Source organism: Dryocola clanedunensis subsp. sulfonylureivorans (assembly GCF_016756775.1).
Classification (GTDB): Bacteria; Pseudomonadota; Gammaproteobacteria; order Enterobacterales; family Enterobacteriaceae; genus Dryocola; species Dryocola clanedunensis.
In genome coordinates, this window is the sequence record NZ_JAERMU010000009.1 from 90,202 (window position 1) to 111,381 (window position 21,180).

The 21,180-nt window shown below is 52.4% G+C and carries 17 protein-coding genes and 7 tRNA genes; 7 read left to right on the top strand and 17 right to left on the bottom strand.

The features are described 5' to 3' along the window. Positions 1-120: 120 nt before the first annotated feature. Positions 121-1,296, top strand: a complete 1,176-nt coding sequence (gene ubiF / locus HYQ67_RS11220; RefSeq protein WP_202303778.1) for a 3-demethoxyubiquinol 3-hydroxylase — start codon at positions 121-123, stop codon at positions 1,294-1,296. Positions 1,297-1,382: 86 nt separating this feature from the next. On the opposite strand, the gene HYQ67_RS11225 is transcribed toward ubiF, so the two are convergent. The 12 genes from HYQ67_RS11225 to nagB form a co-directional block, all read right to left on the bottom strand. After that, positions 1,383-1,457 (bottom strand) — tRNA-Gln (locus tag HYQ67_RS11225). A 35-nt stretch (positions 1,458-1,492) separates the two neighbouring features. Beyond that, positions 1,493-1,567 (bottom strand) — tRNA-Gln (locus tag HYQ67_RS11230). Between the two features lie 6 nt (positions 1,568-1,573). Next, positions 1,574-1,650 (bottom strand) — tRNA-Met (locus HYQ67_RS11235). 16 nt (positions 1,651-1,666) lie between these two features. After that, positions 1,667-1,741: transfer RNA gene (locus tag HYQ67_RS11240), tRNA-Gln, on the bottom strand. A gap of 37 nt (positions 1,742-1,778) precedes the next feature. Next, positions 1,779-1,853, bottom strand: a tRNA-Gln gene (locus HYQ67_RS11245). A 19-nt stretch (positions 1,854-1,872) separates the two neighbouring features. Then, a tRNA-Leu gene (locus tag HYQ67_RS11250) sits at positions 1,873-1,957 on the bottom strand. A 13-nt stretch (positions 1,958-1,970) separates the two neighbouring features. Then, positions 1,971-2,047, bottom strand: a tRNA-Met gene (locus HYQ67_RS11255). A 248-nt stretch (positions 2,048-2,295) separates the two neighbouring features. Continuing rightward, positions 2,296-3,960: an asparagine synthase B gene (gene asnB, locus HYQ67_RS11260; protein WP_202303779.1), complete on the bottom strand. Its 1,665-nt coding sequence runs from the start codon at positions 3,958-3,960 to the stop codon at positions 2,296-2,298. Positions 3,961-4,272: 312 nt separating this feature from the next. Further along, positions 4,273-5,025: an HAD-IIA family hydrolase gene (locus HYQ67_RS11265; RefSeq protein WP_202303780.1), complete on the bottom strand. Its 753-nt coding sequence runs from the start codon at positions 5,023-5,025 to the stop codon at positions 4,273-4,275. 62 nt (positions 5,026-5,087) lie between these two features. After that, positions 5,088-6,308 (bottom strand): DNA-binding transcriptional regulator NagC, encoded by a 1,221-nt coding sequence (gene nagC, locus HYQ67_RS11270; RefSeq protein ID WP_202303781.1) that lies wholly within the window; start codon positions 6,306-6,308, stop codon positions 5,088-5,090. Positions 6,309-6,315: 7 nt separating this feature from the next. Further along, entirely contained in the window at positions 6,316-7,464 is a 1,149-nt protein-coding gene (nagA, locus tag HYQ67_RS11275) for an N-acetylglucosamine-6-phosphate deacetylase (protein ID WP_202303782.1), read from the bottom strand. Positions 7,465-7,490: 26 nt separating this feature from the next. After that, on the bottom strand, positions 7,491-8,291 hold the full coding sequence (gene nagB / locus HYQ67_RS11280; RefSeq protein WP_202303783.1) for a glucosamine-6-phosphate deaminase: 801 nt from the start codon (positions 8,289-8,291) through the stop codon (positions 7,491-7,493). 334 nt (positions 8,292-8,625) lie between these two features. Between nagB and nagE the strand changes: the two genes are divergently transcribed. The 4 genes from nagE (at position 8,626) to chiQ (ending at position 14,684) form a co-directional block, all read left to right on the top strand. After that, positions 8,626-10,575 (top strand): PTS N-acetyl glucosamine transporter subunit IIABC, encoded by a 1,950-nt coding sequence (gene nagE, locus HYQ67_RS11285; RefSeq protein ID WP_202303784.1) that lies wholly within the window; start codon positions 8,626-8,628, stop codon positions 10,573-10,575. A gap of 186 nt (positions 10,576-10,761) precedes the next feature. Continuing rightward, the gene (glnS, locus tag HYQ67_RS11290) at positions 10,762-12,429 is read left to right on the top strand and encodes a glutamine--tRNA ligase (RefSeq protein WP_202303785.1); all 1,668 of its coding nucleotides are present in this window, start codon (positions 10,762-10,764) and stop codon (positions 12,427-12,429) included. 462 nt (positions 12,430-12,891) lie between these two features. After that, positions 12,892-14,310, top strand: a complete 1,419-nt coding sequence (gene chiP / locus HYQ67_RS11295) for a chitoporin ChiP (RefSeq protein WP_202303786.1) — start codon at positions 12,892-12,894, stop codon at positions 14,308-14,310. A gap of 47 nt (positions 14,311-14,357) precedes the next feature. Beyond that, positions 14,358-14,684, top strand: a complete 327-nt coding sequence (gene chiQ, locus HYQ67_RS11300; RefSeq protein WP_202303787.1) for a ChiQ/YbfN family lipoprotein — start codon at positions 14,358-14,360, stop codon at positions 14,682-14,684. Between the two features lie 77 nt (positions 14,685-14,761). Here the strand turns inward: chiQ and fur are convergent, their stop codons facing one another. The 4 genes from fur to ybfF form a co-directional block, all read right to left on the bottom strand. After that, positions 14,762-15,214 carry a ferric iron uptake transcriptional regulator gene (gene fur, locus HYQ67_RS11305; RefSeq protein WP_202303788.1) on the bottom strand — a complete coding sequence of 151 codons (453 nt, stop codon included), beginning with the start codon at positions 15,212-15,214 and terminating at the stop codon, positions 14,762-14,764. 300 nt (positions 15,215-15,514) lie between these two features. Beyond that, positions 15,515-16,045, bottom strand: a complete 531-nt coding sequence (gene fldA, locus HYQ67_RS11310) for a flavodoxin FldA (RefSeq protein ID WP_202303789.1) — start codon at positions 16,043-16,045, stop codon at positions 15,515-15,517. A gap of 181 nt (positions 16,046-16,226) precedes the next feature. After that, on the bottom strand, positions 16,227-16,508 hold the full coding sequence (gene ybfE, locus HYQ67_RS11315) for a LexA regulated protein (protein WP_202303790.1): 282 nt from the start codon (positions 16,506-16,508) through the stop codon (positions 16,227-16,229). Between the two features lie 131 nt (positions 16,509-16,639). After that, positions 16,640-17,410, bottom strand: a complete 771-nt coding sequence (gene ybfF, locus HYQ67_RS11320) for an esterase (protein ID WP_202303791.1) — start codon at positions 17,408-17,410, stop codon at positions 16,640-16,642. Between the two features lie 168 nt (positions 17,411-17,578). On the opposite strand from ybfF, the gene seqA reads away from it, so the two are divergent. Together seqA and pgm are read left to right on the top strand one after the other, a co-directional pair. Beyond that, a complete protein-coding gene (seqA, locus tag HYQ67_RS11325) occupies positions 17,579-18,133 on the top strand; it encodes a replication initiation negative regulator SeqA (RefSeq protein WP_202303792.1) in 555 nt (184 codons plus the stop codon). A gap of 22 nt (positions 18,134-18,155) precedes the next feature. Continuing rightward, positions 18,156-19,799 carry a phosphoglucomutase (alpha-D-glucose-1,6-bisphosphate-dependent) gene (pgm, locus tag HYQ67_RS11330; RefSeq protein WP_202303793.1) on the top strand — a complete coding sequence of 548 codons (1,644 nt, stop codon included), beginning with the start codon at positions 18,156-18,158 and terminating at the stop codon, positions 19,797-19,799. A gap of 40 nt (positions 19,800-19,839) precedes the next feature. On the opposite strand, the gene potE is transcribed toward pgm, so the two are convergent. Further along, positions 19,840-21,159 carry a putrescine-ornithine antiporter gene (potE, locus tag HYQ67_RS11335; protein WP_202303794.1) on the bottom strand — a complete coding sequence of 440 codons (1,320 nt, stop codon included), beginning with the start codon at positions 21,157-21,159 and terminating at the stop codon, positions 19,840-19,842. Positions 21,160-21,180 lie beyond the last annotated feature (21 nt).

Here is a 21,180-nt window from a genome sequence, read left to right on the forward strand (position 1 = left end):
ACTTGCCATTGCTTAATGTGAGCCCGTATTCGAGGCCGCGTATTGTAATGCTTTGACGGGGATGTGACCAGCCACGAAACCCGGTAGAATTAGCTTAGACAAATTAAGGAAATGTTCACTATGGCAATTCAACCAATCGACGTCGCAGTGGTGGGTGGGGGCATGGTCGGCGCAGCGGCGGCGCTGGGGCTTGCGCAAAACGGCTTTAAGGTCGCGGTCATTGAACACCATGTTCCGGCAGAGTTTGATGGAAACAGCCAGCCAGATGTCCGGATCTCCGCTATCAGCAGCGCTTCTGTCGCGTTGCTGAAGTCGCTGGGCGTCTGGGATTCAATCCGCGCCATGCGCAGCCATCCGTACCGCAAGCTGGAAACCTGGGAGTGGGAAACCGCCCACGTTGCGTTTGAGGCGCAGGAGCTTGGCTTGCCCGAACTGGGTTATATGGTCGAGAACAATGTCCTGCAGATAGCTTTGTGGAAAGCGCTGGAGACGCACGCCAACGTCACGTTGCTTTGTCCGGCACAGCTAACGCATATGGCAAGTAAAGAGGGGCGCTGGACGCTGGACTTTGCAGACGGTGAAACGCTGACCGTGCCGATGATTATTGGCGCCGACGGGGCAAACTCACAGATCCGCCAGTGGGCCGGCATTGGCATCCACGCCTGGGACTATCGCCAGTCCTGCATGCTAATAACCGTTAAGTGCGAGGAAGCTCCGGGTTACAGTACCTGGCAGCACTTCACGCCTACGGGCCCGCACGCCTTCCTGCCTCTGTTCGATAACTGGGCTTCTCTGGTCTGGTACGACTCTCCTGCGCGTATTCGTCAGCTAAAAGCAATGACGATGCCGCAGCTGCAAAAAGCGATAGCGGCCACTTTCCCGCAGCGCCTGGGTACGGTAATGCCTGTCGCATGCGGAGCTTTCCCGTTAACTCGCCGCCATGCTTTGAAATATACCCGGCAGGGCCTGGCATTAATCGGCGACGCGGCACACACCATTCATCCTCTGGCGGGGCAGGGAGTCAACCTGGGCTATCGTGATGTGGATGCGCTGCTTGAGGTCATGATTAACGCGCGCAGTTACGGCGAAGGCTGGGCCGATGCCACAATTTTGAAACGTTACCAGACGCGCCGCCAGGCCGATAATTTCCTGATGCAAAGCGGTATGGACCTGTTCTACGCGGGTTTCAGCAACAATCTGGGGCCACTTCGTGTGATTCGTAATCTGGGCCTGATGGCGGCCGAACGCGGAGGTGGGCTAAAACGTAAAGCGCTGAAGTATGCGTTAGGCTTATGACTGGCGGGTTACAACGGGCGGGGAACCGCCTGTTTTCTCCGGACGCAGAAAAGCAAAAAGCCCGCCGAAGCGAGCTTTCTAAATGTTGGCTGGGGTACGAGGATTCGAACCTCGGAATGCTGGTATCAGAAACCAGAGCCTTACCGCTTGGCGATACCCCAACGGGGTGCGTTCACAAAAGCAAACGTCTTTTTTTTGGCTGGGGTACGAGGATTCGAACCTCGGAATGCTGGTATCAGAAACCAGTGCCTTACCGCTTGGCGATACCCCAATAATATGGTGGCTACGACGGGATTCGAACCTGTGACCCCATCATTATGAGTGATGTGCTCTAACCAGCTGAGCTACGTAGCCGAAGTGCATTCTTCGATGGCTGGGGTACCTGGATTCGAACCAGGGAATGCCGGTATCAAAAACCGGTGCCTTACCGCTTGGCGATACCCCAATAACCTTGCGACAGACGCAACATATCGAAGAAAAATTGGCTGGGGTACCTGGATTCGAACCAGGGAATGCCGGTATCAAAAACCGGTGCCTTACCGCTTGGCGATACCCCATCCATGCAACGCGTTAAAATGGTGCGGGAGGCGAGACTTGAACTCGCACACCTTGCGGCGCCAGAACCTAAATCTGGTGCGTCTACCAATTTCGCCACTCCCGCGGCGTAAAAAGAATGGTGGCTACTACGGGATTTGAACCTGTGACCCCATCATTATGAGTGATGTGCTCTAACCAGCTGAGCTAAGTAGCCTTCTTTTTATGCGTCACCTTATCGGCGTTGCGGGGCGCATTATGCGTAGTTGACCGTACAGCGTCAACAAATTTTTTCCCGAAAAGCGGCGGAAATTGTCTGTTTGACCAGCTTGCGAACAGCTTGCTGGAAATATCAGCAACAATCGGTTATTTCGAAGAATTAACCGACGGTCAGGAGGATAAAATCGGGAGGTATTTTGTAGAAATGACAACGGGCCCGCAGGCCCGTTTATGAGTCAGGATCGTCTATTTGTAGGCTGACTGGTGAACACCTACGGCGCGTCCTGAAGGATCATTCATGGTTTTGAATGTTTCGTCCCATTCAATCGCTTTAGCGGACGAACATGCCACTGATGGGCCACCGGGAACACACTCTGCTGCGCTTGGTAGCGGGAACAATTCTTCGAAGATCTCACGATACAGATATGCTTCTTTTGAACCCGGCGTGTTGTACGGGAAACGGTATGCAGCTGTTGCCAGCTGCTGATCCGTCACCTGACCGGCAGCCACTTCTTTTAACGTATCAATCCAGCTGTAACCCACGCCGTCAGAGAACTGTTCTTTCTGGCGCCATGCCACGCTTGCCGGCAGGTAGGATTCAAAGCACTCGCGCAGGACGTGTTTTTCCATTTTGCCGTTGCCGCACATCTTATCTTTTGGATTGATGCGCATCGCCACGTCGAGGAACTTCTTGTCCAGGAAAGGTACGCGGGCTTCAACACCCCATGCGGACATCGCTTTGTTCGCACGGGCGCAGTCGAACATATGCAGAGCCTGAAGTTTACGCACCGTTTCTTCATGCAGCTCTTTGTCGTCTGGCGCTTTGTGGAAGTAAAGGTAGCCGCCGAACACTTCGTCGGAGCCTTCGCCAGAAAGCACCATTTTGATGCCCATGGCTTTGATTTTGCGGGACATCAGATACATCGGCGTTGAGGCACGGATCGTGGTCACATCATAAGTTTCAATGTGGTAGATAACGTCGCGAATCGCATCCAGCCCTTCCTGCACGGTGAAGTGGATTTCGTGGTGGACGGTGCCCAGGTGGTTTGCCACCTCCTGCGCGGCTTTCAGGTCAGGGGAGCCGACCAGACCAACGGCGAAGGAGTGCAGCTGCGGCCACCATGCTTCGCTACGCTCTTCATCTTCTACGCGACGAGCGGCAAATTTCTTGGTGATGGCTGAAATCACAGAAGAGTCCAGGCCGCCTGACAGCAGCACGCCGTACGGTACGTCGGACATCAGGTGGCTCTTAACCGCATCTTCCAGCGCCTGGCGCAGCTCGTCTTTGTCGGTCACGTTGTCTTTCACGGCGTCATAGCTGAACCAGTCGCGCTGGTAGTAGCTGCGGATCTCGCCGTCCTGGCTCCACAGGTAGCTGCCCGCCGGGAATTCTTTAATGGTGCGACATACCGGAACCAGTGCCTTCATTTCAGAGGCAACATACATGTTGCCGTGTTCGTCATGGCCCATATAAAGAGGGATGATGCCGATGTGGTCACGGCCAATCAGATAAGCGTCTTTTTCACTGTCGTACAGCACGAAAGCGAACATGCCCTGCAGATCGTCCAGGAATTCAGGGCCTTTTTCCTGATATAGCGCGAGAATGACCTCGCAGTCAGAGCCAGTCTGGAAATCATAGCGATCGCCATATTCAGCGCGCAGGGCCTGATGGTTGTAGATTTCACCGTTCACCGCCAGCGCGTGGGTTTTCTCTTTGTTATAGAGCGGCTGGGCACCGGCATTCACATCGACAATGGAAAGGCGTTCATGGGAGAGGATCGCTTTGTCGCTGGCATAGACGCCTGACCAGTCCGGGCCGCGGTGGCGCATCAGACGGGACAGCTCCAGCGCTTTCTTACGCAGCTCGACCGCGTCGGTTTTTATATCCAGAACACCAAAAATAGAACACATAGTACTTTCTCCGTCATGCCTGCCTGAGCGGCTTATTCGTGTTGTCACCGCTTCCGTGTCATGATTTTTTAGCGGCGTTGTTGCTTTGCATACATCGAATTTGCTCATTCAGGCGCGGGAATGCAAGCCTTTTAGCTTTCGGAAAGAAAATATCGCAACGAGCATTGTTGATTTATGAAAAAAGAGCAGGAAAGCAGGGTGAAAATTAACGAATCGTTAATAATCCTGGGTTTTTATTGATGGCGTCCTGATGCGCTGAAGGATAAATACCGAAGCGATAAAAAACGCCCGGCACTGCCAGGCGTCGTTTGATTAGATAATGTCGATTTCCGCAACTGACGGATAAATATAAGAAGGGCGGAACGGCATGGCGTCGATGTCGTTCAGCGTTGAGACGCCGGAGAGCACCAGAATTGTCTCAAGCCCCGCCTGGAAGCCCGCAAGGATATCGGTACGCAGGTTGTCGCCGACGATGACCGTATGTTCTGAATGAGCCTGCATCTTATTGAGCGCAGAGCGGATTATCCACGGGCTTGGCTTGCCGACGCAGAAAGGTTTACGACCAGATATTTTTTCGATACCCGCGCAGAGTGCACCACAGGCCGGATAATAACCACGACCGTGGGTATCCGGGTTAGTGGCGATGAAGCGCGCGCCGTTTGCCACAAAGTAGGCGGCCTTGTGCATCATCTCCCAGTTAAAGGAGCGGGTTTCACCCACGATGACAAAATCGGGGTTGATGTCGGTAATGGTAAAGCCGGCTTTATATAATTCGTGGATTAACGCGCCTTCGCCGACAACGTAAGCCTTCTTGCCTTCCTGACGGCGCAGGAAATCTGCGGTTGCCATGGCTGAGGTATAAAACACGCTGTCCGGCACATCGACGCCCGCCGAGGCGAAGCGGTTTGCCAGATCCTGGCCCGTCTGCGAAGGATAGTTCGTGAGCAGAACCAGCGGTAACCCTTTTTCAAGGATGCCTGCCAGAAAAGCATTGGCACCCGGCACGGCGACGTTGTCGTGCATCAGCACGCCGTCGATATCACAAATTACATTCTTGATGGTCATTGACTAATCTGGCTCGTATTCAAAGAAAGCGTCACTATAGCGTAATTCGGGGAGGGATCCCGTTAACTTTCCAGCAGGCGTTGCAGCAGCGTGCCGTTGAGCATGGCGCGTTTCACTAAAGCAAAAGCGCCGATTGCCGAGCGGTCATCCAGACGTGAGCGCACGACAGGAAGGTTTTTACGGAACGCCTTGAGCACCTGGGTATTGATGCAGCCTTCGATAGCGGGAAGCAGTACTTTTTCTGCTTCAATAATCTCCCCGGCAATCACTACTTTTTGCGGGTTAAACAGGTTTATCGCGATGGAGATGGCTTTACCAAGATGGCGGCCAACGTGCTCGATAACTTCGCAGGCCAGCGAATCACCTTTATTCGCGGCTTTGCAAATTGCCACAATATCGCAATCTTCAAGGGTGAGACGGCTGTTATAACCGTTCTCCAGCAGATGACGGACGCGACCTTCAATCGCGGCATTGGCCGCAATGGTTTCGAGGCAGCCAAAGTTACCGCAATGGCAGCGCTCTCCTAAAGGGTCAACCTGGATGTGGCCGATCTCGCCGACGTTACCGTTACGGCCGATAAAAATTCTGCCGCTGGAGAGAATGCCTGCGCCCGTCCCTCGGTGCACGCGCACTAAAATAGAGTCTTCGCAGTCCTGTGTCGCACCAAAATAGTGCTCGGCAAGCGCCAGGCTGCGGATATCGTGGCCAACAAAGCAGGTGAGATTGAAACGTTTTTCAAGACTTTCAACCAAAGACCAGTTGTTGACCTGAATGTGGGGCATATAGCGAATGACACCGGTATCTGGCTCGACCAGACCGGGCAGGATGACAGAGATGGCAATTAACTCGCGAATTTTACGCTGTGACTGTTCGATAAAACTGGCAATAGCCTTCAGCAGGGCGTGCTCAAGCGTTTCCTGCGTACGTTCAGGCAGGGGATAGTGCTCTTCGGCAAGGGTTTTGGCACTGAGATCGAACAGTGTGATGGTCGCATCGTGGCGTCCAAGTCGTACGCCGATGGCCTGAAAATTACGGGTTTCGGTAATGATGGAGATAGCGCGACGGCCCCCGGTGGAGGCCTGCTGATCGACTTCTTTAATCAGGCCGCGCTCAATCAGCTGACGAGTAATTTTGGTGACGCTGGCGGGAGCAAGCTGGCTCTGTTCGGCAATCTGAATGCGTGAAATAGGACCTTGCTGGTCAATCAGGCGGTAAACCGCCGCACTATTCAGCTGTTTTACGAGATCGACATTACCTATTTGAGCCTGTCCGCCAGTCGTCATGCCTTATTTACTCAGTTACGACCTCGTTACCATTAACGAAAGTCTTGATGATTTTATAATCGCGGTTGAAGGCGGTCAGGTTGGCTACTTTGCCAGCCTCAATGGTGCCCAACTGCTTTTCAACGCCCATTGCACGGGCCGGATAGAGAGTGGCCATACGCAGGACTTCATCCAGCGCAATGTTGGCATGTTCAACCAGGTTACGTACCCCTTCAATCATTGTCAGGGCCGATCCGCTCAACGTACCGTTCTCATCTACACACAAACCGTCACGGTAGTATATTGTTTTACCAGCAAAAATGAACTGTTCAATATTCGCCCCTGCCGGAGCAGTCGCATCGGTGACCAGGCAGAGCTTGTCGCCCTTCACACGTTTAGCGGTACGAATATTGGCATAGTCTACGTGCAGGCCATCGGCAATGATGCCGCAGTAAACATCAGGTTCATCAAAGATTGCCCCCGCAAGCCCTGGTTCACGGCCTGTAATATAAGGCATTGCGTTGAACAGGTGGGTGGCAAAGGTGATACCCGCGCGGAAGCCAGTCTTCGCTTCTTTGACCGTAGCATTAGAGTGACCAGCGGAAACAATGATTCCGGCGGCGACCAGTTTTTTGATCACTTCTGGTTCAACCATTTCCGGGGCCAGCGTCACTTTGGTGATCACATCTGCGTTTGCGCAGAGGAAATCGACTAATTTTGCGTCTGGTTTACGGACGTAGCTCGGGTTATGCGTCCCCTTTTTCACCATGTTTAGCCACGGGCCTTCCAGGTGAAGACCAAGCGCCTGGTTGTCATATTTCGCCAGGTACTCGCGCATCACTTTCACACCCTGCGCCATCAGTTCGTCGCTGGAGGTGATAAGCGTTGGCAGATAGCTGGTGCAGCCCGAACGTTCGTTCGCCTTCTGCATGATCTCCAGCGTTTCAACCGTGACGGCGTCAATGTTGTCGTTAAACTGTACGCCACCGCAGCCGTTCAGCTGCACATCAATAAAACCGGGGGCGATGATAGCACCGCCCAGATCGCGAGTTTCGATACCCGCAGGGAGTTCGGAACGCGGACAAAGGCGCTCAATCAGGCCGTCAGCGATAACAATCGCGTGGTCATCCAGAATTTCATGGCCGGTATAAATCCGACCGTGGGTTAGTGCAAACATAATTACCCCCGGTTAAAAAGTAGTGCTTAAAGACCTTTAATATTTTCTGCTTCGAGCTCGTTGAAGTACTTGAGCGTCTTCACTTTCAGCTCCATGGTGGACGGTTCGTCGCAAACCATGATGGCTTTTGGATGCAGCTGCAGGCAGCTGATGGTCCACATGTGGTTAACGTTGCCTTCCACGGCAGCTTGCAGAGCCTGCGCTTTAACGTGGCCCAGAACCAGAATCATCACTTCTTCTGCATCCAGCAGGGTGCCGACGCCAACGGTCAGTGCGAATTTTGGTACTTGATTCACATCGCCATCGAAGAAGCGGGAGTTTGCCACACGAGTGTCATGGGTCAGCGTTTTGATTCGGGTGCGGGAAGCCAGTGAAGAGGCTGGTTCGTTGAATGCGATGTGGCCGTCGTTGCCCACGCCACCCATAAAGAGGTGAATTTTGCCGTAAGAACGAATTTTTTCTTCGTAGCGGCGGCATTCTGCATCAACATCTTCCGCGTTGCCGTTCAGCAGGTTAATGTTTTCTGCCGGGATATCAACGTGGTCAAAGAAATTCTTGTGCATGAAGGTGTGATAGCTTTCCGGATGCTCTTTTGGCAGGCCAACATATTCATCCATATTGAAAGTCACTACATTCTTGAAGCTGACCTGGCCCGCTTTATGCATCTCAACCAGCGCTTTGTACGCTTCCATTGGTGTGCTACCGGTAGGCAGGCCCAGGATAAATGGACGGTCCGCGGTTGGTTTGAATGCATTAATACGGTTAACGATATGGCGCGCAGCCCATTTGCCTACTTGTGCTGGGGTAGCCAGGGGAATCAGTCTCATTATTCACCTCATTAAGAGTTAATAGAAAACGGCTTTGGCGGAATGAATATATCTCTCTAAGGGTAACCCAGATTGCTGGCAATGCCCGAGGGTTCAATCCGTCTCGATTTTTTGGATGATAAAATAAGTTTTAGGGGATAGCCAGTCAGAAGGGGGGGTTTTAGCGATATTTGGTGACTAAAGTCACAAAAAACGTGTGTTTAATTTGCGATACGAATTAATTTTTTTCACACTTCACGCTGAGATGTGAATCGTCGTCATCAATGTAATGATGACTTTCAAATAAAAAGTTGTAGTCATGATGATCCGTACAGGTGATTCAAGGGGGAAGAGAGTGAATATTCTTGGTTTTTTCCAAAGATTAGGTAGGGCGTTACAGCTACCCATCGCAGTACTGCCGGTTGCGGCATTGATGCTGCGCTTCGGTCAGCCCGATCTTTTGAACATGCCGTTCATCGCGCAGGCGGGCGGTTCTATTTTTGATAACCTGGCTTTAGTCTTTGCAATTGGTGTTGCATCGACCTGGTCTAAAGATAACGCGGGTGCTGCTGCACTGGCGGGTGCCGTTGGCTGGTTCATTATGACCAAAGCGATGGTGACAATTAACCCTGTGGTCAACATGGGCGTACTGTCCGGTATCATCACCGGCCTGGTCGCTGGTGCTGTTTATAACCGCTGGTCTGATATCAAACTGCCTGACTTCCTGAGCTTCTTCGGCGGCAAGCGTTTCGTCCCTATCGCCACTGGCTTCTTCTGTCTGATCCTGGCTGCTATCTTCGGTTATGTCTGGCCTCCTGTGCAGGATGCGATTCATGCCGGTGGTGAGTGGATTGTTTCTGCGGGTGCATTCGGTGCGGGTGTCTTCGGTTTCGTAAACCGTCTGTTAATCCCAACGGGTTTGCATCAGGTACTGAACACTATCGCCTGGTTCCAGATTGGTGAGTTCACTAACGCGGCAGGGACTATCTTCCACGGTGACATCAACCGCTTCTATGCGGGTGACGGCACTGCCGGGATGTTCATGTCCGGCTTCTTCCCTATTATGATGTTTGGTCTGCCGGGTGCGGCACTGGCCATGTATCTGTCAGCGCCTAAAGAGCGTCGTCCTATGGTTGGCGGTATGCTGCTGTCCGTAGCGGTAACGGCATTCCTGACGGGGGTCACCGAGCCACTTGAATTCCTGTTTATGTTCCTGGCTCCGGTGCTGTATCTCATTCACGCGCTGTTGACTGGTCTGAGCCTGTTCGTTGCGACGGCGCTTGGTATCCATGCCGGCTTCTCCTTCTCCGCAGGTGCTATCGACTACGTGTTGATGTACAACCTGCCGGCTGCAAGTAAGAACGTCTGGATTCTGGTTGTCATGGGGATTGTGGCCTTCGCGGTTTACTTCTTCCTGTTCAGTGCAGTTATCCGCATGTTCAACCTGAAAACGCCTGGTCGTGAAGATGCTTCCGACGACGTGGTGACTGAAGAAGCCAACAGCAACACCGAAGAAGGTCTGGCTGAACTGTCGCGTAAGTATGTTGCAGCAGTCGGTGGCTCTGCCAACCTGAAAGGTATTGATGCCTGTATTACCCGTCTACGCCTGTCCGTTGTAGATTCTGCACAAGTTAATGATGCAGCCTGTAAGCGCCTTGGGGCTTCGGGTGTTGTGAAACTGAACAAGCAGACAGTGCAGGTTATCGTCGGTGCTAAGGCCGAAGCGGTTGCTGCGGTCATGAAGAGCGAGATTGCTAAGGGGCCAATTGCTGCCGCTGCTGCTGTTAGCGCGGTTCAGGAAGCTCCTGTTGCAGCTAAACCACAGGCCGTAGCCAATGCGGTTACCATCGCGGCGCTGGTCTCTCCGGTTACCGGTGACGTTGTTGCGCTGGAGCAGGTTCCTGATGAAGCCTTTGCCAGCAAGGCTGTGGGCGATGGCGTGGCGGTTAAGCCAACGGATAAATTCGTTGTCTCTCCAGCGGCAGGTACCATCGTTAAAATCTTTAACACCAACCATGCGTTCTGCCTGGAAACCGAAAAAGGCGCGGAGATCGTTGTCCACATGGGCATTGATACCGTTGCGCTGAACGGTCAGGGCTTTACTCGCCTGGTGGAAGAGGGGGCTGAAGTGGTCGCCGGCCAGCCAGTTCTGGAAATGGATCTTGAATTCCTGAACGCTAATGCGCGCTCCATGATAAGCCCGGTCGTGTGCAGCAACATCGATGATTTCAGCGGCCTGGTTATTCAGGCGCAGGGCTCCGTTGTTGCAGGACAGACACCTCTGTACGAAATTAAAGGCAAATAATTGCTCCTGAGTTAGCATTGTGCCTTAAGCGGCTGGGGGATTTCCTCAGCCGCTTTTTTCTGTATTCGAATCAACCCCCTTTACTTTCCTCCCCAGCGCCCCAATAAATGCAACTAATGGTTGTTTCATACGCCTGCTTATAAGATCATGTGCCGTTAACGAAAGTTTTGTCTTGAGGAATCCGCGATGAGTGAGGCTGAAGCCCGCCCAACTAACTTTATTCGCCAGATTATCGATGAAGATCTGGCTAATGGTAAGCACGACCGTATCTGCACCCGCTTTCCGCCTGAGCCAAACGGCTATCTGCATATCGGCCATGCAAAGTCTATCTGTCTGAACTTTGGTATCGCCCAGGATTATCAGGGGCTGTGCAATTTACGTTTCGATGACACCAACCCGGTAAAAGAAGACATCGAATACGTTGATTCAATTAAGCGTGACGTTGAGTGGCTGGGCTTTCACTGGTCTGGCGACGTGCGTTACTCGTCTGATTACTTCGACCAGCTGTTTAATTATGCCGTTGAGCTAATTAACAAAGGGCTGGCGTACGTTGACGAGCTGACTCCTGAGCAGATCCGCGAATACCGTGGCTCTCTGACCGCTCCGGGTAAAAACAGCCCATATCGCGATCGTACGGTTGAGGAAAACCTCGCGCTGTTCGAGAAAATGCGTAACGGTGAATTTGCAGAAGGCACCGCCTCTCTGCGTGCGAAAATCGATATGGCGTCTCCGTTTATCGTGATGCGCGATCCGGTCATTTATCGTATTAAATTTGCCGATCACCATCAGACCGGCAGCAAGTGGTGCATCTACCCGATGTACGATTTCACCCACTGCATTTCCGATGCGCTGGAAGGGATCACGCACTCACTGTGTACGCTGGAGTTCCAGGATAACCGTCGTCTGTACGATTGGGTGTTGGATAACATCACTATCCCGGCCCATCCGCGTCAGTACGAGTTCTCTCGTCTGAATCTCGAATACGCCATCATGTCCAAGCGCAAGCTGAACCTGCTGGTGACTGAGAAGATTGTTGAGGGCTGGGATGACCCGCGCATGCCGACGATCTCAGGCTTGCGTCGTCGTGGTTACACCGCAGCGTCCATTCGTGAGTTTTGCAAGCGCATTGGCGTGACCAAACAGGACAACACGGTGGAAATGGCTTCTCTGGAATCCTGTATCCGTGACGATCTGAATGAAAATGCACCACGCGCCATGGCCGTGCTGGATCCGGTAAAAGTGATCATCGAAAACTACCCGCAGGGTAGTGAAGAGATGGTGACAATGCCTAACCATCCGAATAAGCCAGAAATGGGTAGCCGTCAGGTGCCGTTTAGCCGCGAGATCTATATCGATCGTGCTGATTTCCGCGAAGAAGCGAACAAGCAGTATAAGCGTCTGGTAATGGGCAAAGAAGTGCGTCTGCGTAATGCTTACGTGATTAAAGCTGAAAGCGTTGAGAAAGACGCAGAAGGTAATATCACGACGCTGCACTGCTCCTATGACCAGGAAACGCTCAGCAAAGATCCTGCGGATGGCCGTAAAGTTAAAGGCGTCATTCACTGGGTTAGCGCAGCGCATGCTCTGCCCGTTGAAATTCGTCTCTACGATCGTCTGTTCAGCGTAGCCAATCCGGGCAGCGCAGAGGATTTCCTGGCAACAATCAATCCGGAATCCCTTGTGATTAAACAAGGTTTCGTTGAGCCAAGTCTGCAAAATGCGGAAACAGGCAAAGCGTACCAGTTTGAACGTGAAGGTTATTTCTGCCTCGACAGCCGTTATGCAACCGCTACCAAACTGGTGTTCAACCGCACCGTTGGCCTGCGTGATACCTGGGCAAAAATCGGCGATTAATTCTTCGTCCTGCTCCTGAAGCGCCGCATAAAGTGGCGCTTTTTTTTACTTAAAAATCAGTTAGATAAGATTACCATCCTTTTCGCGTCGCGAATTAATACCTACACGCATAACCATTTCTAATAATCCCCTATTGACCTGAAAGTGAAATTATTCTCATTTAAAAAGTATGAGAGCGCTTTCATTTGGTCGTTTGCTCCATGAAAAATGCAATTAAAGGTGGAAAGTTCCATTGGAGCAATTTGTTACATATTCACACAGAATATGTGCTCTTCGTCATAATATAGGAATTATCTCTTACAAAGTCGTTGATAATTCGCGCCGCGAAAAATAGTCTTAGTGCAGCAGTAATGCGGGCAATATTTCAAAACCGCTTTTTTAGCCGTAAGGCATTTTAATTTTTTTTCACCGTCAGGTGCTTTCACACCGGGTGAATATTTATACGTCAAAGAGGATTTCAACATGCGTACGTTTAGTGGCAAACGTAGTGCGCTGGCGCTTGCTATCGCCGGTGTGACAGCTCTTTCAGGCATTGTTATCGCCCCTCAGGCAGCAGCGGAAGGTTTTATCGATGACTCAACGCTGACCGGCGGTATCTATTACTGGCAGCGCGAACGTGACCGTAAAAATGTAGATAATCACGACAAATACGAAACTAACCTCTCGCACTCTACCTGGAACGCTAATCTCGACTTCCAGTCCGGCTATGCGGCCGACATGTTTGGTCTGGATATCGCAGCCTTTACCGCCATTGAAATGGCCGAAAACGGTGACAGCGGCCACCCGAACGAAATTGCTTTTTCTTCTTCAAACCATGCTTACGATGAAGACTGGTCGGGCGATAAAAGCGGAATCAGCCTCTATAAAGCTGCCGGTAAATTTAAATATGGTCCGCTCTGGGCCCGCGGTGGTTATATTCAACCAACGGGCCAGAGTCTGCTGGCACCGCACTGGAGCTTCATGCCCGGTACTTACCGCGGTGCAGAAGCAGGTATGAACTTTGACTATGGCGATGCCGGTGCGCTCAGCTTTTCTTATATGTGGACGGATAAATATAAGTCACCGTGGCACCTTGAGATGGATCACTTTTATCAGGGAGACCGTAAAACGGGCGTCTCCTACCTGCACTCCCTGGGTGCGAAATATGATTTCAAAAATGACCTCGTTGTGGAAGCCGCGTTTGGACAGGCTGAGCAATACATGGATCAGTATTTCGCCAAAGCTTCCTATAAGTTCGAACTGGCGGGCAGCCCTCTGACCACCAGCTATCAGTTTTATGGTGCGCACGATCGAGTAAGCGATCAGAAAAATTTGACCACCGGCGATCAGGTGGCCTTAGCAAACGACCTTTATGACGGTATGGCATGGCTTCAGGCGTTAACGTTTGGTTATAAAGTGGGGCAGGTCGATCTGCGTCTGGAAGGCACCTGGGTTAAAGCAGATGGTAACCAGGGCTACTTCCTGCAGCGTATGACCCCAACCTATTCCTCTTCCAACGGTCGTCTGGATATCTGGTGGGATAACCGCTCTGACTTCAACGCTAACGGTGAGAAAGCCATCTTTGCCGGGGCGATGTATGACCTGAGCAACTGGAATCTGGCCGGTTGGGCTGTAGGCGCTTCTTACGTTTACGGTTGGGATGCGAAACCAAGCAGTGCGCCGATTTATGATCAGGACCAGCGCCTGAGAGAATCTGCATACAGCCTGGATGCGCTGTATACCGTACAGGATGGTCGTGCGAAAGGTACGCTGTTTAAGCTGCACTTCACTCAGTACGACAACCACTCCGATCTCCCAAGCTATGGCGGCGGTTACAACAACATCTTCCAGGATGAGCGTGACGTGAAGTTCATCGTTATCGCACCTTTCACTATCTTCTGATGTGATTCCGGGTGTGCGAGCACCCGGCTTTCTTAAGGATATCAACCATGAAAAAAATAATTATGCTGTCCGTACTCGCTCTGGGATTAACGGCATGTGCACAGCCAAACACTGCGCCAGAAGATTCGAAATTGAAGCAAGCTTACAGCACTTGTATCAACACTGCTGAAGGTAACCCGGACAAAATTGAGGCCTGCCAGAGCGTGCTGAACGTGTTGGGGCAGGAGAAGGAACATCAGGACTTCGCTAAGAAAGAGACGGTGCGTACCCTGGATTATCAGAACTGTATCCAGGCCACTCACACAGGCAATGACCAGGCGGTGAAAGCGAAGTGCGATAAAATCTGGCAGGAAATCCGCAACAACAACAAATAAGCGTTGCTGGAGCAATAAAAAACCGGTGAGCATGCTCACCGGTTTTTTTATCCCAAGTCCCCGCGAGGGGCTAATGATTACTTGTCGCGGGACTCATGGTAAGTTTCGTCAGTGCGGCAGTCACCTTCGGCGCAGTGGCCATACAGGTAGAGGCTGTGGTTGGTCAGACGGATGCCGTGACGAGCTGCGATTTCACGCTGGCGGGCTTCGATAGAGTCATCGCTGAATTCGATAACTTTGCCGCAATCCAGGCAAATCAGATGATCGTGATGGTGTTGCTGCGTCAGCTCAAACACCGACTTGCCACCTTCGAAATTATGACGGGTAACGATTCCTGCGTCATCAAACTGGTTCAGCACGCGGTACACCGTGGCCAGACCAATCTCTTCACCCATATCAATCAGACGTTTGTATAAGTCTTCCGCACTGACATGGTGGTTTACCGGTCCCTGTAACACTTCCAGAATTTTCAAACGAGGAAGCGTGACTTTCAGGCCGGCCTTCTTTAATGCGGTATTGTTGTCAGTCATGCGGAATTTGTCCTGTTGCTTAACGTTTTGCTCGGACTAGTTGAGCGTTAAGATTAATGCGTCTCATTATACACCCTTATGCAGGATGCATATAACCACCACGTCTAAATAGAAACTGTAAGTATGAAGCATAACACAGCTAAAAAATCGTGGCCGAATCGCTATTTGCAGATGTTTCAACAAATGTGACTCGTGGGATATTGTACAGGGATAGTTGGAAAAGTTACAAAATTGTAGCAATTATTTTCATTGGTAATAACTATCAATAAGACGCAGGCGGGTAACCTGCGTCTCGATTCATCAGGCGTTGATGATATCTGCAAGATGCAGCTCATCAGAGATCTGCTTAGTCCACTTCTGCACGCGCTCGGCGGTCAGCTCCGGCTGACGGTCTTCATCGATAGCCAGGCCAACGAAATGATCGTCATCCGCAAGGCCTCTGGAAGCTTCAAAGTGATAACCGGCCGTTGGCCAGTGCCCGACGATGGTCGCACCGTTCGGTTCGATGATGTCGCGGATAGTCCCCAGGGCATCACAGAAATACTCTGCGTAATCTTCCTGGTCACCGCAGCCAAACAGCGCAACGAGCTTACCGTTGAAATCCACTTCTTCCAGCGTTGGGAAAAAATCATCCCAGTCGCACTGTGCTTCGCCATAGTACCAGGTAGGGATGCCAAGCAGCAGGATGTCGAACCCTTCTAAATCTTCTTTGCTGCTCTTCGCAATGTCACGCACCTCAGCAACGTCTTTACCGAGCTGTTTTTGAATCATCTTCGCGATATTTTCGGTGTTACCGGTGTCGCTGCCGAAAAAAATGCCTACGATTGCCATGAGTTGAATAACCTCTTGAAACTTAATGATATGGTGGCGGCTTATTGCCCACAGATACGGCAATCATAGCAGAACACGCGACAGTGCGGAAACTGCTAACCGTTTGCTGTGCACAGACTGCAACATGCAGGGCAATTAGTGTTCACTATTTTGACTTGATAGTACGGCTGGATGACGTGTTTTAGCTCAGGTGTTGCTTTAGCTGGGCCAGCAACATCTCTTCTATCAGCTCGCTGCGGCTGATATTACGCGCATCAGCAAGCTGGTTTAACGCATCCACCGCATCGTGGTTGAGTTTTAGCTCTACTCGTTTCAGGCCGCGTACTTTATCGCGTTTGAGTTGGTTGCGTTTATTGATACGCAGCTGCTCATCCCGCGTTAGCGGGTTAGTCTTGGGCCGCCCTGGGCGACGCTCGTCCGCGAACAGATCTAATGTTGTACGGTCCGTTTGTTCTTTTGCCATGATTAGAGTACTGACAGGAAATTCAGGATGCTGCGAGCAGAATGCTCCGGCGCATTTAAGCGCGCCATCATACATTAGCAGGCCCGGCGCGCCAACGCGTTAGCCACAACTTGCGGCCAGTCGGTCTGTTTTTAATCAGTTTCGTCAATAAAACGATGAATGGCGCGTAAAACCGCATCCGGTTTTTCGGCGTGCACCCAATGTCCGGCACCAGCAATCACGTGAGCGCGTGCTTTGGGGAACTGTGCAAGCAGCGCCTCCCGATGGGATTCATCCACGTATGGAGAGTCGCCGCCGCGAATAAATAGTGCTGGATGATCCCACGCAGGGAGGGTCTGCCAGCCAACAATCTGCTCGTACTCATTCCAGAGTACCGGGACGTTGAACTTCCAGGCTCCGTCGGCAAAGGACTTCAGCAGGAACTGAATCACGCCTTCTTCCTTTATATGTTCGCGCATCAAGGCCGCAGCCTGAGAACGTGTTTTGATTCCGGCTTCGCTAACGGCGTTGATGGCAGCAAAGATTTCGTCGTGGCGGCGGACGTGATAATCGACGGGCGCAATATCTATCAGCACCAGTTTATCGATACGTTCCGGGGCAATGGAGGTCAGCGCCATCGCGACTTTGCCGCCCATCGAATGGCCGATGACGATCGCTTTTTCAATGCCGTATTCGTCCAGCGTTTCCACAACATCCTGCGCCATCGCAGGGTAGTTCATCTCCTCACTGCGTTCAGACAAACCATGGTTGCGCAGGTCAATTTGCAGCAGCGTATGGTCCTTACCGAGGTCCCGGGCCAGCACACCCAGGTTATCAAGGCTGCCAAACAGGCCGTGGATGAGAACAATCGAGGAATTGCTAATCAATTGTTGCGCAGTTTGCAGGCGAGCGTTTAATTTCATGGCAAAGTTCTTTTTTTTGATTCGTAGGGTTAGGGTATCATGAAGCTATTCCTGCCGCAGCGCCGCAACATTCAGTTTAATCTGGCTTTCGCGGCGCTACCCGCTGTTGGGATTTGCCCCTATAATCCCAGCGACTTGTATTCAGAAAAGATATCGCACTGGATGAAGATGAAAACGATTGAAGTTGATGACGAGCTGTATCGCTATATTGCCAGCCACACGCAGCACATTGGCGAAAGCGCGTCCGACATTTTACGGCGTATGCTGAAGTTCACCGCCGGTCAGACTCCCGCAGCGACGACCCCTCCTACCGCGAATGCAGCGAAAGCCGCTGCAACGCCTGCGACCGAAGAGAAACCTGTGAATCGGGCTCGCGATCGCGTCCGTGCGGTCCGTGAATTGCTACTCTCAGATGAGTACGCAGAACAAAAGAAAGCCGTTAACCGTTTCATGATGGTGCTTTCCACGCTCTACCAACTGGATGCAAAAACCTTTGGTGAAGCGACTGAGTCTTTACATGGTCGTACCCGCATCTACTTTGCGGGTAACGAACAAACGCTGCTGGCAAGCGGCAGTCAGACCAAGCCAAAACACGTGCCAGGTACGCCATACTGGGTGATCACCAACACCAATACAGGCCGTAAATGCAGCATGATTGAACACATTATGCAGTCAATGCAGTTCCCGGTGGAGCTGATTGAGAAGGTTTGCGGCACCATTTAATCTGCGTCAAAAGGAAGGGCCAATGGCTAACCACAACCGTGCGGGTCAACCTGCGCAACAGAGCGATTTGATTAACGTAGCCCAGCTGACGGCCCAGTACTACGTGCTGAAACCTGATGTGGGTAATAGCGAACATGCGGTGAAGTTCGGCACCTCCGGACACCGTGGTAGTGCGGAACGTCATAGCTTTAACGAACCTCACATTCTGGCGATTGCTCAGGCAATTGCTGAAGATCGAGCTAAAAATGGCATCACCGGGCCGTGCTATGTCGGAAAAGACACCCACGCCCTGTCCGAGCCTGCGTTTATCTCCGTGCTGGAAGTGCTGGCGGCAAACGGTGTGGATGTTATTGTCCAGGAAGCAAACGGCTATACGCCAACCCCTGCGGTGTCTAACGCTATTCTTGTGCACAACAAAAAGGGTGGCGCTCAGGCGGACGGTATCGTCATTACCCCTTCCCATAATCCGCCGGAAGATGGTGGCATCAAGTACAACCCGCCAAACGGTGGCCCGGCTGACACCAACGTCACCAAAGTGATTGAAGAGCGTGCCAACGCGCTGCTGGCCGAAGGGCTGAAGGGCGTTAAGCGCATCTCTCTGGATCAGGCCTGGGCAAGCGGCCACGTGAAAGAGCTGGATCTGGTGCAGCCGTTCATCGAAGGGCTGGTGGACATTATCGATATGGCCGCCATCCAGAAGTCGGGCCTGACGCTTGGCGTAGATCCGCTCGGCGGCTCCGGTATCGAATACTGGCAGCGTATCGCGAAGCACTACAATCTGAATCTGACTATCGTTAACGATCATGTCGATCAGACGTTCCGCTTCATGCACCTGGACAAAGACGGGGCAATCCGCATGGACTGCTCCTCCGAGTGTGCGATGGCGGGCCTGCTGGCGCTGCGCGATAAGTTCGACCTGGCGTTTGCCAACGACCCGGATTACGACCGCCACGGCATCGTGACCCCGGCGGGCCTGATGAACCCGAACCATTACCTGGCCGTAGCTATCAACTACCTCTTCCAGCATCGTCCGCAGTGGGGCAAAGATGTAGCGGTAGGCAAAACCCTGGTCTCTTCTGCGATGATCGACCGCGTGGTGGAAGATCTGGGCCGTAAGCTGGTGGAAGTGCCGGTTGGCTTCAAGTGGTTCGTTGACGGCCTGTTTGACGGCAGCTTCGGTTTCGGCGGTGAAGAGAGCGCGGGGGCATCTTTCCTGCGCTTCGACGGCACGCCATGGTCCACCGACAAAGACGGCATCATCATGTGTCTGCTGGCGGCGGAAATCACCGCGGTAACCGGTAAGAACCCGCAGCAGCATTACGACGAGCTGGCCGGGCGCTTTGGCGCACCGAGCTATAACCGTCTGCAGGCTTCTGCAACTTCCGCCCAAAAAGCGGCGCTGTCTAAGCTCTCCCCAGAAATGGTCAGCGCAGACACGTTGGCAGGCGACCCGATCACCGCGCGCTTAACGGCCGCTCCGGGTAACGGCGCCTCCATCGGCGGTCTGAAGGTGATGACCAAAAACGGCTGGTTTGCGGCACGTCCGTCCGGCACGGAAGACGCGTATAAAATCTATTGTGAAAGCTTCTTAGGCGCTGAGCACCGTCAGCAAATTGAGAAGGAAGCGGTAGAGATCGTCAGCGAAGTGCTGAAAAACGCGAAGTAAGTTATTAAAAAAGGGAGCGACTATTCGCTCCCTTTTTTTATCAGATGTGACGGTCTTTCAGCTCAAAGCGCGGAGAGACCAGGCCATACAGCGTCCAGCCCAGGAACGTCACCATCGCCCCCCAGAGCATCGCTTCCTCCCCGGAGGAGTAAAGCGCATAGAAGCTGTAAATCGCCCCTACCAGAGCAATAAAGTTGCCCAACTTCGCTTTACCTGGCTCCACCTTCGCCAGCTTCTGAATGATCACCAGCGCCGCCATCGACAGGATGTACGGAATGATGTTGGTCACCACCGCCAGGTTCACCAGTACGTTGAACTGATTGTTCAGCGACGGGCTGATAGTCATCAGCGACAGCAGGCTCTGGAAGATAACGATGACCAGCATGCCTTTCACCGGCGCTTCAGTTTTAGAAACCTGAGAGAAGATTTTCGGGAAGTAACCTTCATCGGCAGAAGATTTAAACACCTGCGCAATGGTGAACTGCCAGCCCAGCAGCGAACCGCAGCAGGACATGACCATCAGCGCCATGATGACTTTACCCACCGTCGGGTTGAACATCTGGGCGAAGGCCACGCCGAACGGTGCGGTAGAGTTGGCAATATCCATATTCGGCACGATACCGGCGATAACGTTAGTGGAGATGATATAGATCACCGCCGCGCCTAACGTACCGCCCAGCACGGCGATAGGGACATTGCGCTCCGGGTTTTCGACCACGTCGGTATTCGCACAGGCAGACTCCAGGCCGAGGAAGGCCCACAGCGTCATGGCGATGGAAGAGCCAACGGCTTTGAAGAACGGCACGTGGTGCGGGTTCCATGAAGCGGCGTAAAGAGACGGGCTAAACCAGAACCAGCCGATAACGGACAGGCCAACTACCGGAATAATTACACCCCAGACGGTGATACCGCTAAGCTGCCCGGTGATGCGTGCGCCGCCGAAGTTGGCGACGGTGCAAATCCACAGCACGCAGATCGTGGCAATGGCAATTTGCACCGGCGAGAGGACAGTACCGAATAGCTCGCTGCCGTAGCCGACTGCCGAAATGGCTATCGCGACGTTGGCTATCAGCAGCGATACGCCGTAGGTGTAGTTCGCCATAAAGTTGCCGGACTTGCCGAACGCATATTCTGCGTAGCCGCCCATGCCGCCTGACTTGCGGCTGAACATCCCGCATTTTGCGAAGGCATAGGCCAGCGCCATCGAGCCTACGGCTGTTACCAGCCAGGAGATGATGGAGATAGTCCCGACGTCCGCAAGCTTGGTAGGGAGCATGATGATGCCGGAGCCCATCATGTTGACCGTGGTAAGGATAGTCAGCTGCACCACGCCCATTTTATTACTTTTCTGAGTACTCATAATTTCTTCTCATTGTGAAAG